The sequence below is a fragment of the Nonomuraea lactucae genome (assembly GCF_003313395.1).
GTDB classification, from domain to species: domain Bacteria; phylum Actinomycetota; class Actinomycetes; order Streptosporangiales; family Streptosporangiaceae; genus Nonomuraea; species Nonomuraea lactucae.
On sequence record NZ_QNFZ01000975.1, the window covers coordinates 1 to 11421 of the forward strand.

Consider the following 11421-nt stretch of genomic DNA (forward strand, 5'->3'; position numbering starts at 1 on the left):
AGGAGACGGTGGCCGGGGCGGGGGCCAGCGCCAGGACCGGCCCGCACCCACGGGTGCCATGGCCGAAGCCCTCCGCAAGGCCGGCCTCGCCGGCCCAGACACCGGCCGCTGACCCGACCCGGCCCACCGCGAGGTGCCCGGGCCCTGCGGGCGGGCCGTCGAGAGGCCGAGATATCGAGGGGCGGGCCAGCGTGATCGAGGCTGCAGCTGGTCGGTCCGTGGCGCCGGCCTTGCGTGGTCGGCCTTGCGTGGTCGGCCTTGCGTGGTCGGCCTTGCGTGGTCGGCCTTGCGTGGTCGGCCTTGCGTGGTCGGCATGTTGGGTGGCCACGGGGCGGCGGTTGTGTGAGAAACGGGTCCGAGCAGTCGGCGGGTTCGCGGGGGCGGCGGGCGTGGAGTGCCGGGTCCTTCATGGTTGCGGGAGCGTCCGGGGGGCGGCTTGACGACAGCCCAAGGGGCGGCGGGTGTGCGGTTGTTCGTGTGATCGGTGTTGTGGTCCGAGTAGTGGGGGTGGTGGTGCGCCCGGGGGCGTGGGCAGCCTGGTGGCGGGGTGCGCTTCTGGCGGAATGCTGTGCGCCGTGAGGGGGGCGTGGCGGGCGATACGGTCGGAGGGTGAGCACTTCAGCGTTCAACTCGGCGATCACGCAGGCCCGCGACCTGCTCAGGTGGCGTTCACCCTTGCGCACCGAGCTGTGGGCCGCCAGGCTCGTCTCCGGGCTGGAGGCGGGCGATGTGGGCGGGTTTGTCCGGGAGTTGGTCGGGGCCGGCACCGCGGAGGCGCGGCTCACGCTTGCCGCTCTGGCGGCCGTGGACACCGCGGTTCTCAGCGAGGATGATGGGCTGGAAGTGTCGGATACGTCCGTCACGGGGGCCGCGGGGCCGTTCGCGGCGGCCGGGCGCGAGGCCGTGGAGGCGCTTCCCGGGTGGGTGGGGCGCTTGGGGCAGGTCACGTGCGAGGGTGCTTGGTACGGCAGGGCCGACCCGTACGGCCAGCAGACGCTCGCCGCCCTGCGATTCCGATACCGCAACGGCAAGGAGCCGCACATCCTCGTGGTCGGCATCGACCAGGTCAACGGGGGTCTGGCGGTCGACGCGCTGGTCGAGGAGGTGAAGTTCCTCGACGATCTGAACCTCGTGCCTGCCGATCCGGGCGTGGTCGCGGGGCGGGTGCTGGACGCGTTCGAGCTGACCCGGCGGGTGATGGGCGCGGTGGTCGCCGACACCCTGCCCGCCGTGCGCCCCCTCGCGCTGGCGCGGGCCCGTGTCGTTCCCCATCCTGTACGGCCTGCGCCGGACGACACCGTCGCCCGTTTCCGAGAACTGCCCGGCCTGGCCGGGGCGCGGGAGGCGTTCGAGAAGCTGGTGGAGTTCGTGGGCGATCGTCCGCTCTGGTGGAGTCCTGCGCGGGTGTCCCAGTTCCTCACCTCCTGGCTGCCCCGGGAGGCCATCCTGTCGGACGAGGCGATCGCGGCCATGCCGGACGTGGTCCGGGCTTGGAGCCGGTTCAGCGGCGGCCATGCCGAGGTGCTGGAGCGGGTGGACATGGACGCGCCGCGGCTGGCCCCGCTGATGGCCGACGAGTCGCTCGCCGGGCTGGGCAAGCGCATCGCGCTGAGCCGACTGCGCGCAGAGGGCGGGAACGAGGGCGGGAACGGGGGCGGGAACGGTGGTGATGCTGGGGGGTGACCCCAGGCGCCGCCTGACTACTCGGCTGCTTGGCTACTCGGCTGGTCGTGTCGCGCCGTGGAGAGGGGCGGCGGAGCGGCTGTCCCGGTGGTGCCCCCGCTCGTGGTGGGCGGGGTGGGGCGGGCATGGTGGGGAGGCGGCTATGCTGCGCTGTGACGTGTACGCCGCCCCCAAGGGTGTGACGAGGGAGATCTACGCGATGTACAAGGAGTTCGCTGCCGAGGCCGTGGTCTGGGTGGTGCCGATCGTGGTGCTCATCGGCCTGGCTCTGATGATCACTGCCTGAGGCCCCGAGGCGTCATGAGGCCCACGCCATCAGTGGGCTGCCCTGGCGGAGCCGTTTCAGCGCCTGCTTCTCCAGTTGCCTGATCCGTTCCCTGGTCAGCCCCATGCGCTCGGCGATCTCGCCGTAGGTCCAGGTGCGCAGGCCGCCCAGCCCGTACCTGCGGGTGATGACGAAGGCCTCGCGGGGCGGCAGTGAGGTGACCACCAGGCGCAGCTCCGCGCTCAGCGCGCGGCGTTCCATGAGCTCCTGCACCTGGGGACCGTCCTCGTCGGCGATCAGGTCGCCGATGTTGCCCTCGCCGTAGTCGCCGAGCGGGACGTCCAGGCTGATGGTTTCGAGGCCGAGGCGGCGCAGCATGGTCACCTTGGCGGGCGTGCTGCCGGCGGCCTCGGCGAGCTCGCTGTCCCCTGGATCGCGTCCGAGGTCGGCGGCGAGCTGCCGCTCGATCCTGGTCAGCCGCGCCAGCGCCTCCGCGACGTGCGTGGGCAGCCGTACGGTGCGGCTCTTGTCGTGGATGCCGCGTTCGATCGCCTGGCGGATCCACCACATCCCGTAGGTGGAGAACTTGTAGCCGCGCTTGTAGTCGAACTTCTCGACCGCTCTGATCAGGCCCAGGTTGCCTTCCTGGATGAGGTCCAGAATGGGGAGCCCGCGGTGGGTGTAGCGGCAGGCGGCTGACACCACCAGGCGCAGGTTGGACCGGATCAGCACGTCCTTGGCGCGCCGCCCATCGCGGCTGACGTCCTCCAGCCCGGGCGTGACCGCGCCGTGCTCGATCAGGTGGTCGGCGTACAGCCCAGCCTCGATCCGCCTGGCGAGCTCCACCTCGTCGGCTGCGGAGAGCAAGGGGGTGGCGCCGATCTGCTCCAGGTACGTGCCCAGGAGGTCGGGTTCGTCGGCCCGCATGCCATGGCAGCTACCCGGTAAACGGGGGTGAATTCCCTGCGTCGTTGAGCTCGGCGATGGCCAGCTCGGCTGTGCTGCGGATGTCGAAGAACTTGTCGAGGGCGGTGATCGCGAACAGGTGCTTGCACCTGCCGTTCAGCCCGGCCAGCAGCAGCCGCCCGCCGGACGCCGTGACGGCCTTGTGGAGGTAGACCAGCACGGACAGCCCCGAGGAGTCACAGACGTTGACGGCCTGCATGTCGATGACCAGCAGCGGCGGCTGGGTGAGGTCAAGCGCTTTGGTGACGCGGTCACGCACCTCCGCGGCGGACGCGAAGTCGAACTCCCCCGTCAGCCTCGCGATGACACAGGGGCCCTGGAGCCCCAAGCTGATCGACAAGGCCTGCTCCGAAGTCACCCAACTCCACCTACCCGAATTGCTCTACCGATGCCACTACTTTACGCAAAGTAGCTTCTCGGGTTGAACACCAGCATCTGCTCGATCTGTTCTTGGGTCACACCGGACCCGAGCAGAGCGCTGATCACGTCATCGTGAATGTGATCGTAACGCCAGTTGGGAGCCATGGTGTCGCGGGCCTCGTCCCAGGCGCCGCCGAAGTAGTCCATGAAGCAGGCGGCGTCGTGGCTGAGCACCATCCGGTCGGCGTATCCGCGCCCACACAGGTCCGCGACGGTGGCCACCCGCTGCGCGGTGGGGTTGTAGACGTCCAGCCCGAAGCGGTCCATGCCCAGCGTGGCTCCGGTGTCGGCCAGCCGCATCAGGTAGTCGACGTCGTTGGTGTCGCCGGCGTGGCCGACGACGACCTTGGTCAGGTCGACGCCCTCCTTGGCGAACAGGTCGAGCGCGATGGGCCCGGTCTGCGCGAACGAGTTCGTGTGGACGGTGATCGGCGCGCCCGTGCGCAGGTGTGCCTGTGCGACGGCGCGGCAGATGCGCTCGACGCCGGGAGTCAGCCCTTTCTCCTCGACCACGCACTTGAGGAACGCCGCCTTGACCCCGGTGTCGGCGATGCCCTCGGTGAGGTCGCGCACGAAGTCGTCGACCATCGGGTCCGGCATGTCCAGGAGCAGGCCGGGCCCTCGGTGTTCGTACTGGTGCGGGAGTTCCTCGAAGCTGTAAATGCCGGTGGCCACGATGATGTGCAGGTCCGGCACCTCGGCGGCGATGCGCTGGATGCGTGGGATGTACCTGCCGAGGCCCCACACCGTCGGGTCGACGATGGTCCGCACGCCCTTGGCCGCGACCGCGTTGAGCTTGCCGATCGCGTCCGCGACCCTGAACTCCTCGTCCCACCACCTGCCCGTGCCGTAGCTGTCCACGTGTTCGGGTGACAGGACGAAGACGTGCTCGTGCATCAGCGTCTGGCCGAGATCATCGGGGTCTACGGGGCCTCGGACGGTGTTGACGGGCATCGCGGCCTCCATGCCGGGCGGTCTGCGCTTCCGTTCCGGACGTCATGCCCGAGCCGGGTCCCACGGACCCCCGAGCCAGGCGTACATACCATGCGGTCTGTGCGCGCAAACGTAGGCCCTGCCCAGCCTCCGGTCAACGACCGGGCCGGAGGCTTCCGACACGTGCGCGATCACGCGTCGCGGGCACCCGGTGCGGGCTTCGGAACGGGCACCACGAGCACGGGCCTGGAGGCGTGATGGAGCACCCGGTTGGCCGTGCTGCCGACCAGCAATGACGTGAGCTCGCCCCGCCCGCGCGTGCCCGTCACGATCAACGTCGCGTCGATCTCCTCCGCGACGTCCATGATCGACGACCACACGGCGATGGGATCGAGCTCGACCCGTGGCGTGGCGTCCAGCCCCGCCTGTTCCGCGAGTTCGGCGCCCTCGGCGGCCAGTTCGGCCATCGCACGGGAGATCGCCTCGTCCTCCGCGGGCGAGTGGCCGACTGCCATCATGAGGCCCGCGGGGGCCAGCACCGCGCGCTCCCACACGGTCAGCACGACGGCCCGCCGCCCCTTCAACAGCGTGCCCGCGAAGGCGATCGCGGCCTTGGCGTCATCCGAACCGTCATAAGCGATCAATACGGTCATCTTCCCCACTTCCCAGGAGTGAGCAGTCGCCCTCCCTCTACCAACGCGTGCCCGTTTCACGCATTGCAGGGGGGCAGGCCGCCGGCCGAGCGCAACTACGCCAAGACGGGCGAGACCCCGCCCTGGGAGCGCTGAGCCGAGGGCCTGAACAGCGACAACCCGGCCAGCGCCAGCACTCCCAGCTCGGTGGTCACCACGATCCTCTGGGTCAGCCCGGCGGGGATGTCGTCGTCGCCCAGCGGGATGCCGAGCATCCGCACCACGTACGGGATCACGACGAGCAGCAGGGCGCCGAGGGCGATCGCGCTCAGCGTCCGCACCGCCCCGGCGTACCGGGCCTGGGTCCTGGCCAGCAGCATGCCCGCGACGGGCATCGCCAGGAAGGCCGCGAAAGCGGCGTACCGGTGGATGCCTCCGGAGAGCGACAGCGGCACTCCCGGCCGGTCGGTGGGAAAAGCCCCGATCAGGAACATGCTGACCGCCCAGGCGATCAGGAGCGCGACCACCCAGCGGCCGGCTCCCGCCCTGCGCAGTGCCTCGGCGGTCAGCACGCCCCCGACCGCGAACAGCGTGAGGGAGGTGGGCAGCAGCCAGCCGGTCGAGTGAAAGGCGTACTCGCTGATCACAGTGTGCAGGGGGTCGAGCCCGGCCTGCGCGTGCAGGGCGAGCATGGCGCCGGTCCCGGCGGTGATGGCCGCGAGTCCGCTCACGAGTAGAGCCTTCATGCTCCCAAGCTCGGGGAACGCGGCCTCGCGGAGTATCGGAGATCGGCCCGAAGAAGCCCTGAGCGGCCCCCTAATACCTTGGTCGTAGCACCCCTGGGACCGCCCGGATGGCCTGGGGAAAGTCATCCCCGGGTAGTGCGCGCCCCCTCAGGGTGGGTACGGCGGGATGCACCACGGGCCGTGATTTGACCTGGAGTGCACTCCAAGCGGCAGCCTGGACGCATGACGATCCAGGAGGCCGCGCAGCGGTCGGGCCTGAGCGCTCACACGCTGCGTTACTACGAGCGCATAGGGCTGATCCACTCGGTCGGGCGCAACAGCTCCGGGCACCGCGACTACGCGGAGCGGGATCTCCAGTGGCTGGCGTTCCTGACCAAGCTGCGCACCACCGGCATGCCCATCGCCGACATGTGCCGCTACGCCGAGTTGAGCCGCGCGGGAGCCCACACGGCCGGAGAGCGGCGGGCGATGCTGGAGCGGCACCGCGAGCGCGTCCTGGCCAGGATCGCCGAGCTCTCCCAGGACCTGACGGCCCTGGACTACAAGATCGAGATGTACAAGGGAGTCTCATGAACACGCGCACTCTCGGAAAGGGAGGCCCGGAGGTCTCCGCGCTCGGCCTGGGATGCATGGGGATGTCCGAGTTCTACGGCACGGGCGACGAGAAGGAGTCGATCGCCGTCATCCACCGCGCCCTCGACCTCGGCGTCAACTTCCTCGACACGGCCGACATGTACGGCATGGGGCACAACGAGAAGCTTGTCGGCCAGGCCATCAAGGACCGGCGCGAGGAGGTCGTCCTCGCCACCAAGTTCGGCGTCAGGCGGGAGGGAGCCGTCCGGACGATCGAGAACAGCCCCGAGTACATCCGCGCCGCCTGCGACGCCTCGCTCCGGCGTCTCGGCGTCGACCGCATCGACCTCTACTACATGCACCGCCGCAATCCCGCCGTCCCGATCGAGGAGTCGGTCGGCGCGATGGTGGAGCTGGTGCGGCAGGGCAAGGTCGCGTACCTCGGCCTGTCGGAGGTGAGCGCCGAAACACTGCGCCGGGCGGCGGCCGTCCACCCGATCGCCGCACTGCAGAGCGAGTACTCGCTGTTCACCAGGGGCCTGGAGGCCGAGATCCGGCCGGCCGCCCGCGAGGTCGGCACCGCGCTGGTCGCCTACTCTCCGATCAGCCGCGGCCTGCTGACCGGCACCCTGCCGCCGGCCGACGAGCTGCCCGACGACGACTTCCGCAAGTTCGCGCCGCGCAACCAGGGCGAGAACGCCGAGCACAACGCCGCGCTGGCCGCCGAGGTCCGCAGGATCGCGGAGTCGGCCGGGCTCACCGCCGCCCAGCTCTCGCTGGCGTGGCTGCTCGCCCAGGGCGACGACGTGGTGCCCATCCCGGGCACCAAGCGGCTGAAGTACCTGGAGGAGAACGTCGCCGCCGCCTCGGTCACGCTGAGCGCGGAGCTGCTCGCCGAGCTGGAGCGGGCCGTGCCGGCCGGCGCGGTGCGCGGCGAGAGGTACCCGGACATGTCGAGCGTCGAGTTGTGACACCCGGTCGCGGAAGCCGGCCTCGCGACGGGGGTCAGCGGGCGGGGAGGTCGAAGTAGGCGCGCACGGTGGTGCCGCCCTCGCGCGTGTGCACCCGGACGAGGTCGCTCAGCAGGTTGACGATGAGCAGCCCGCGCGAGCCCGCGATGCGCGGATCGACAGGCTCTCGTCCCGCCAGCTGGTCGGTGATGTGGCCCGTGTCGCTCACCTCGCAGACGAGCCGGTCGCCCTCGGTCCAGACCCTGAGGAAGCCGGCGCCGCCGCCGTGGTCGAGGCTGTTGGCGCCGAGCTCGGCGACCACCAGGCGGATGTCGTCGAGCCTGGGCCCGTCGAGGCCCAGCTCGGCGGCGCGCGCGGCGGCCAGCGTGCGGGCCGCGGCCAGGTTGGCGCGGTCGAAGCGGACCGAGTGGAACTCGCCGGGCTCGCCGAGTGGCAGGTTGTGCGCGCGGACCACCTGCTGGGGGGCGTAGGCGTCGCTGGGCCGCTCGCCCCGCCCGTCGCGGATCACGGGATGTGTCAGCGCCGCCTCGTCGAGGACGGCCGGGTCGAGCCGGTCGGCGTCGTACGGACAGAGGATCGTGACGCGCCGCCCGGCGAACGCGAAGTTGATCAGGGCCTCGTGCTGGGCGCAGGCGGGGTATTCGGTGGCGGTGCGGCCGGGCCAGATCGGCTCGCCGATGATCCGCACGTGCTCACCGGGATGGCGGTCGGCGAAGGCGCGCAGCACGGCGGGGATGATGCGGCCGGGGTTGCGGCCCGCCTCCTCCATGTCGAGCAGCTGGACCCGGACCGCGTCGACGCCCAGCTCCGACTCGATCAGCTTCAGATTGGCCGAGGGAACGGCGACGGCGACGGGCTCGTCCGACGCGAGCCCCTCGCGGACGAAGGCCGTGGTGGCAGTGGCGTATTCCCGGTCACCCCTGTAGAAGAGCGCCGGGTGCACGAACGGATCCGCCAGCATCAGACTCAAGGTACCCTCCCTTGAGGCCTTCAAGGCAAGCCGTTCCCTCGATCCGCCCATCCCTCCGGGCCGCCGTCTCCCCTTCTGAGCCGGGCGACCCTATGCTCGGGACATGTCGGAATTGCAGATGCGCGTCTCCGACGAGGACCGCGACCGCGCCGCGCGGCGGCTGCAGGACGCGTTCACCGAAGGGCGTCTCACCCGGCTCGAGCTGGAGGACCGGCTGGAGCTCGCTCTCACCGCCAGGACGTACGGCGATCTGCTGGGGCTGGTCTCCGACCTGCCGGCGACGCAGCCGCAGGCGGACGACGTCGTCGTGCTGGAGTCGAAGAGCGGCCACGTGAAGCGCTCCGGCGACTGGGCGGTCCCGCGGCGGCTGCGGGTCGTCTCCAAGTACGGCAGCGTCGAGCTCGACTTCTCCCAGGCGGCCGTCGCCCATCCGGTCGTCGAGGTGGAGCTGGACCTGAAGTACGGCTCCGCCACGATCGTGCTGCCCGAGGGCGGGGCGGCGAACGCCGACCGGTTCCGCTCCGAGTGGGGCTCGACGTCGCTCGCCGGCGTGCCCGGAAGGCCCCGTCCCGGCTCGCTCTACCTCGTGGTGAGCGGCGAGAGCACGTACGGCCGACTGTCCATCCGGCACCCGCGCAGGCGCTGGTTCGGCGGCTGACGCCTGGATAAATACGTATAAAGAAGTTGTTAGTGTTGTGCAAGTGGCGCTCAAGAGCGCGTCCATAATGTCCCTTCATCTTCAGACGAACGAAGGGCATTGACCATGACACCCCCGCGCCGTCGCATTGCCATGACGATCGCGACGCTCTCCCTTGCCGGCCTCACCACCGCCTGTGGCGCGCTCGGCAACGCGGTCGACTGCAACAAGGTCGCCACCGAGGTCAGCAAGATCATGACCGAGTTCAACGGCTCGGTGACCAAGGCCGCGACTGACCCCAAGGCCCTGGAGAGCGCCGGCGACGAGGCCGCCGCCAAGGTCAAGAGCCTGGCCGCCGACTACGACGGCGAGCTCGCCGCCGCGCTCAACGACCTGGCCAGCGGGCTCGACGGCATCAAGGTGGACGCCAGCAACCCGAGCGCGACGATGGACTCGATGCAGAAGATGCAGGGCTTCGTCACCAAGATCCAGAGCGCCTGCTCCTGATCGCTCTCCGGCCGTCGCGTCGCCTGCGGGGGGCAGCGCGGCGCGGCGGCCGGTTCCCGTTCCGGGGCGCCGACCTCGACGGTTCCGGGATTGCGGAGAAATCGGTCTACTCTTGTGGCCCGTGACGGGCGACACGCTGGCGGGCGAGTCCGGGACGACCGCCACCACCACCTCGCGCTGGAAACCCCACCTCCGCGGCCACCGGCTCCGCGTTGGACTCATCGCGCTCCTCGCCGCCGCCGCCTACTCCGTGCTCGGGCTGGTCAAGCTGGCCACGTTCCGCGCCTCCGTCTTCGACCTGGTCATCTTCGACCAGGCCGTGCGCAACTACGCGCGGTTCCGCCCGCCGTACGTGCCGGTGGTCGGGAGCTTCCACGACCGGGGACTCGACTACGTCCAGCTCGCCGACCACTTCTCACCCGCGTACGCGCTGCTGGCGCCGTTCTACTGGATCCACGACGGCCCGGAATCGCTGGTCGTCGCGCAGGCGCTGCTGTTCGCGGCGGCGATACCGTTCATCTGGCTGTTCACCCGCCGGACGCTCGGCGCCGGGCCGGCCTACCTCGTCGCCGTCGCCTACGCCCTCTCCTGGCCGGTGGCGCAGGCCGTCGCGTTCGACGTGCACGAGGTGATGTTCGTCCCGCTGTTCACCGCCGTCATGATCGAGCGCTACCACGCGGACCGCCCCTTACCGGCCTTCCTGGCGATGTTCGGGCTCCTCCTGGTCAAGGAGGACATGGGGCTGATGGTGATCGGGTTCGGGCTCTACCTCTTCGTCATCGGCGACCGGTTCCGCGGCGTGTGCTGCGCCGCGGTGGGCCTCGGCGGCGCGCTGATCACACGCGGCGCGCTCATCCCCTTGCTCGGCGGCGACTCGAACGACTTCTGGGCCTACGGCCACCTCGGTCCCGACGTCCCCAGCGCGATCCTGGCGCTGCTGCGCGACCCTGTCGCCGCGCTGCTGCTGCCGTTCAGCGAGGAGGCCAAGGTCGACACGCTGTTCCTGCTGGTGTGGCCGACCCTGCTGCTGTGCCTGCTGTCGCCGCTGTCCATCGTGGCGCTGCCGCACGTGCTCGAACGCATGCTGTCGGACCGCCCGCTTTGGTGGCAGGCGGACTTCCAGTACAGCGCCTTCACGGTGGTGATCCTGCTGTGCGCGGGCGTGGACGGGCTGGCCAGGCTGCTGCGCCGGATCGGGCGGTCCGACGACCGCTCGCTCAGGCTGGCCTGGTCGGCGGCCGTGTGCGCCGTCGCCCTGACGCTCGTCCCGAAGTTCGCCCTGGACCAGCTCTACCATCCGGGCTTCTACAAGGGCGACGCGGTCAAGATCGCCGCCGCCCGCGAGGCCGTGGCCAGGGTGCCGTCCGGCGTCACCGTCGAGGCGGCGAACTCGACCGGTCCCGCCCTGACCTCACGCGCCACGGTGCTGCTGTGGACCGGGCGATCGCGCGGCGCGCCGTGGGTGGTGGCCGACACGGCGCGCTGGGAGTTCCCGTTCGGCTCGGCCGAGGAGCAGGCGGCCCAGGTCGGCAGGCTGCTCCAGGAGGGGTACACGAAGGTCTTCGAGCGCGACGGGTACGTTGTGCTGCACCGCCCGTGACGGAGCGCGCCCGCTACGGGTTCCGGCGGGCCGCCCCCGTACGGACCGCCTCGGCGTAGGCGCGGTCGAAGCCTTCGAGCACGGCCGGCCACGAGCCCGCGGCCGGTGGCGTGACGCGGTTGTGGGCGGTGATACGAGCGCGCAGCGCCGCGTCCGTGGACAGGCGGGCCACGGCCCCGACCAGGTCGCCGAGGTCGCGGCCGAGCAGCCCCTCGGTGCCGTGCCTGACGAAGTCGGCCACCCCGCTCTGCGCCCGCGCGACGACGGGGAGCCCGGCGGCGCGGGCCTCCAGGGCGGCGATGCCGAACGACTCGCGCGGCGCGGGCGCCACGAACACGTCGGCCGACTCCAGCACCTTGGCGATCTGCTCGCGGGTGTGGCGGCCGGGCAGCGAGACCCAGTCCGCCATGCCGTGCCTGGCCAGATAGCGCTCCATCGAGCCGCGGGCCGGGCCGTCGCCGACCACGGTGGCGCGCAGCGGCACGGCCGGGGGCACCCGCGAGCGCACCCCGCGGAGC

General features: G+C 71.0%; 14 protein-coding genes. 7 read left to right on the plus strand and 7 right to left on the minus strand.

The genetic code is table 11. From position 1 onward, the window contains the following. Nucleotides 1-609: 609 nt before the first annotated feature. Together DQW85_RS34520 and DQW85_RS45035 are read left to right on the plus strand one after the other, a co-directional pair. A complete protein-coding gene (locus DQW85_RS34520) occupies nucleotides 610-1683 on the plus strand; it encodes a hypothetical protein (protein ID WP_113703957.1) in 1074 nt (357 codons plus the stop codon). Between the two features lie 142 nt (nucleotides 1684-1825). Next, the gene (locus DQW85_RS45035) at nucleotides 1826-1969 is read left to right on the plus strand and encodes a hypothetical protein (protein WP_162795603.1); all 144 of its coding nucleotides are present in this window, start codon (nucleotides 1826-1828) and stop codon (nucleotides 1967-1969) included. 12 nt (nucleotides 1970-1981) lie between these two features. Here DQW85_RS45035 and DQW85_RS34525 read toward each other — a convergent pair whose 3' ends face one another. The 5 genes from DQW85_RS34525 to DQW85_RS34545 all read right to left on the minus strand — a co-directional run bounded on the left by DQW85_RS34525 (nucleotide 1982) and on the right by DQW85_RS34545 (nucleotide 5645). Further along, nucleotides 1982-2875 carry a sigma-70 family RNA polymerase sigma factor gene (locus DQW85_RS34525; RefSeq protein WP_113703958.1) on the minus strand — a complete coding sequence of 298 codons (894 nt, stop codon included), beginning with the start codon at nucleotides 2873-2875 and terminating at the stop codon, nucleotides 1982-1984. Between the two features lie 10 nt (nucleotides 2876-2885). Next, nucleotides 2886-3272, minus strand: a complete 387-nt coding sequence (locus DQW85_RS34530) for an STAS domain-containing protein (RefSeq protein WP_113703959.1) — start codon at nucleotides 3270-3272, stop codon at nucleotides 2886-2888. Nucleotides 3273-3313: 41 nt separating this feature from the next. Further along, entirely contained in the window at nucleotides 3314-4288 is a 975-nt protein-coding gene (locus DQW85_RS34535; RefSeq protein ID WP_113703967.1) for a phosphotriesterase family protein, read from the minus strand. Between the two features lie 170 nt (nucleotides 4289-4458). Further along, nucleotides 4459-4920: a universal stress protein gene (locus DQW85_RS34540; RefSeq protein WP_113703960.1), complete on the minus strand. Its 462-nt coding sequence runs from the start codon at nucleotides 4918-4920 to the stop codon at nucleotides 4459-4461. Nucleotides 4921-5015: 95 nt separating this feature from the next. Continuing rightward, on the minus strand, nucleotides 5016-5645 hold the full coding sequence (locus DQW85_RS34545; RefSeq protein ID WP_162795604.1) for a DUF998 domain-containing protein: 630 nt from the start codon (nucleotides 5643-5645) through the stop codon (nucleotides 5016-5018). Between the two features lie 222 nt (nucleotides 5646-5867). Here DQW85_RS34545 and DQW85_RS34550 point away from each other — a divergent pair, with 222 nt between their 5' ends. Continuing rightward, nucleotides 5868-6218 (plus strand): MerR family transcriptional regulator, encoded by a 351-nt coding sequence (locus DQW85_RS34550; RefSeq protein WP_113703962.1) that lies wholly within the window; start codon nucleotides 5868-5870, stop codon nucleotides 6216-6218. Continuing rightward, complete coding sequence (locus DQW85_RS34555) at nucleotides 6215-7189, plus strand: aldo/keto reductase (RefSeq protein ID WP_113703963.1); 975 nt, start codon at nucleotides 6215-6217, stop codon at nucleotides 7187-7189. The genes DQW85_RS34550 and DQW85_RS34555 overlap by 4 nt, the downstream gene beginning before the upstream one ends. Nucleotides 7190-7223: 34 nt before the next feature. On the opposite strand, the gene DQW85_RS34560 is transcribed toward DQW85_RS34555, so the two are convergent. Then, a complete protein-coding gene (locus DQW85_RS34560; RefSeq protein ID WP_113703964.1) occupies nucleotides 7224-8150 on the minus strand; it encodes an anti-sigma factor RsbA family regulatory protein in 927 nt (308 codons plus the stop codon). A 112-nt stretch (nucleotides 8151-8262) separates the two neighbouring features. On the opposite strand from DQW85_RS34560, the gene DQW85_RS34565 reads away from it, so the two are divergent. From DQW85_RS34565 to DQW85_RS34575, 3 genes are all read left to right on the plus strand, one after another. Continuing rightward, nucleotides 8263-8817, plus strand: coding sequence for a DUF1707 SHOCT-like domain-containing protein (locus tag DQW85_RS34565; protein ID WP_240197619.1), 555 nt, complete (start codon nucleotides 8263-8265; stop codon nucleotides 8815-8817). Nucleotides 8818-8949: 132 nt separating this feature from the next. Continuing rightward, nucleotides 8950-9303: a hypothetical protein gene (locus tag DQW85_RS34570; RefSeq protein ID WP_113703966.1), complete on the plus strand. Its 354-nt coding sequence runs from the start codon at nucleotides 8950-8952 to the stop codon at nucleotides 9301-9303. Nucleotides 9304-9424: 121 nt separating this feature from the next. Continuing rightward, complete coding sequence (locus DQW85_RS34575) at nucleotides 9425-10903, plus strand: DUF2079 domain-containing protein (protein ID WP_240197620.1); 1479 nt, start codon at nucleotides 9425-9427, stop codon at nucleotides 10901-10903. A 13-nt stretch (nucleotides 10904-10916) separates the two neighbouring features. Here DQW85_RS34575 and DQW85_RS34580 read toward each other — a convergent pair. Next, on the minus strand, nucleotides 10917-11421 hold a 505-nt coding region (locus DQW85_RS34580; RefSeq protein ID WP_113703969.1), incomplete at its 5' end, for a glycosyltransferase family 4 protein.

Coding starts and splice junctions, on each gene's coding strand:
- DQW85_RS34545 (WP_162795604.1), bottom strand. CDS start 5,645: ATGAAGGCTCTACTCGTGAGCGGACTCGCGGCCATCACCGCCGGGACC.
- DQW85_RS45035 (WP_162795603.1), top strand. CDS start 1,826: ATGCTGCGCTGTGACGTGTACGCCGCCCCCAAGGGTGTGACGAGGGAG.
- DQW85_RS34560 (WP_113703964.1), bottom strand. CDS start 8,150: ATGCTGGCGGATCCGTTCGTGCACCCGGCGCTCTTCTACAGGGGTGAC.
- DQW85_RS34550 (WP_113703962.1), top strand. CDS start 5,868: ATGACGATCCAGGAGGCCGCGCAGCGGTCGGGCCTGAGCGCTCACACG.
- DQW85_RS34565 (WP_240197619.1), top strand. CDS start 8,263: ATGTCGGAATTGCAGATGCGCGTCTCCGACGAGGACCGCGACCGCGCC.
- DQW85_RS34525 (WP_113703958.1), bottom strand. CDS start 2,875: ATGCGGGCCGACGAACCCGACCTCCTGGGCACGTACCTGGAGCAGATC.
- DQW85_RS34540 (WP_113703960.1), bottom strand. CDS start 4,920: ATGACCGTATTGATCGCTTATGACGGTTCGGATGACGCCAAGGCCGCG.
- DQW85_RS34535 (WP_113703967.1), bottom strand. CDS start 4,288: ATGCCCGTCAACACCGTCCGAGGCCCCGTAGACCCCGATGATCTCGGC.
- DQW85_RS34570 (WP_113703966.1), top strand. CDS start 8,950: ATGACGATCGCGACGCTCTCCCTTGCCGGCCTCACCACCGCCTGTGGC.
- DQW85_RS34555 (WP_113703963.1), top strand. CDS start 6,215: ATGAACACGCGCACTCTCGGAAAGGGAGGCCCGGAGGTCTCCGCGCTC.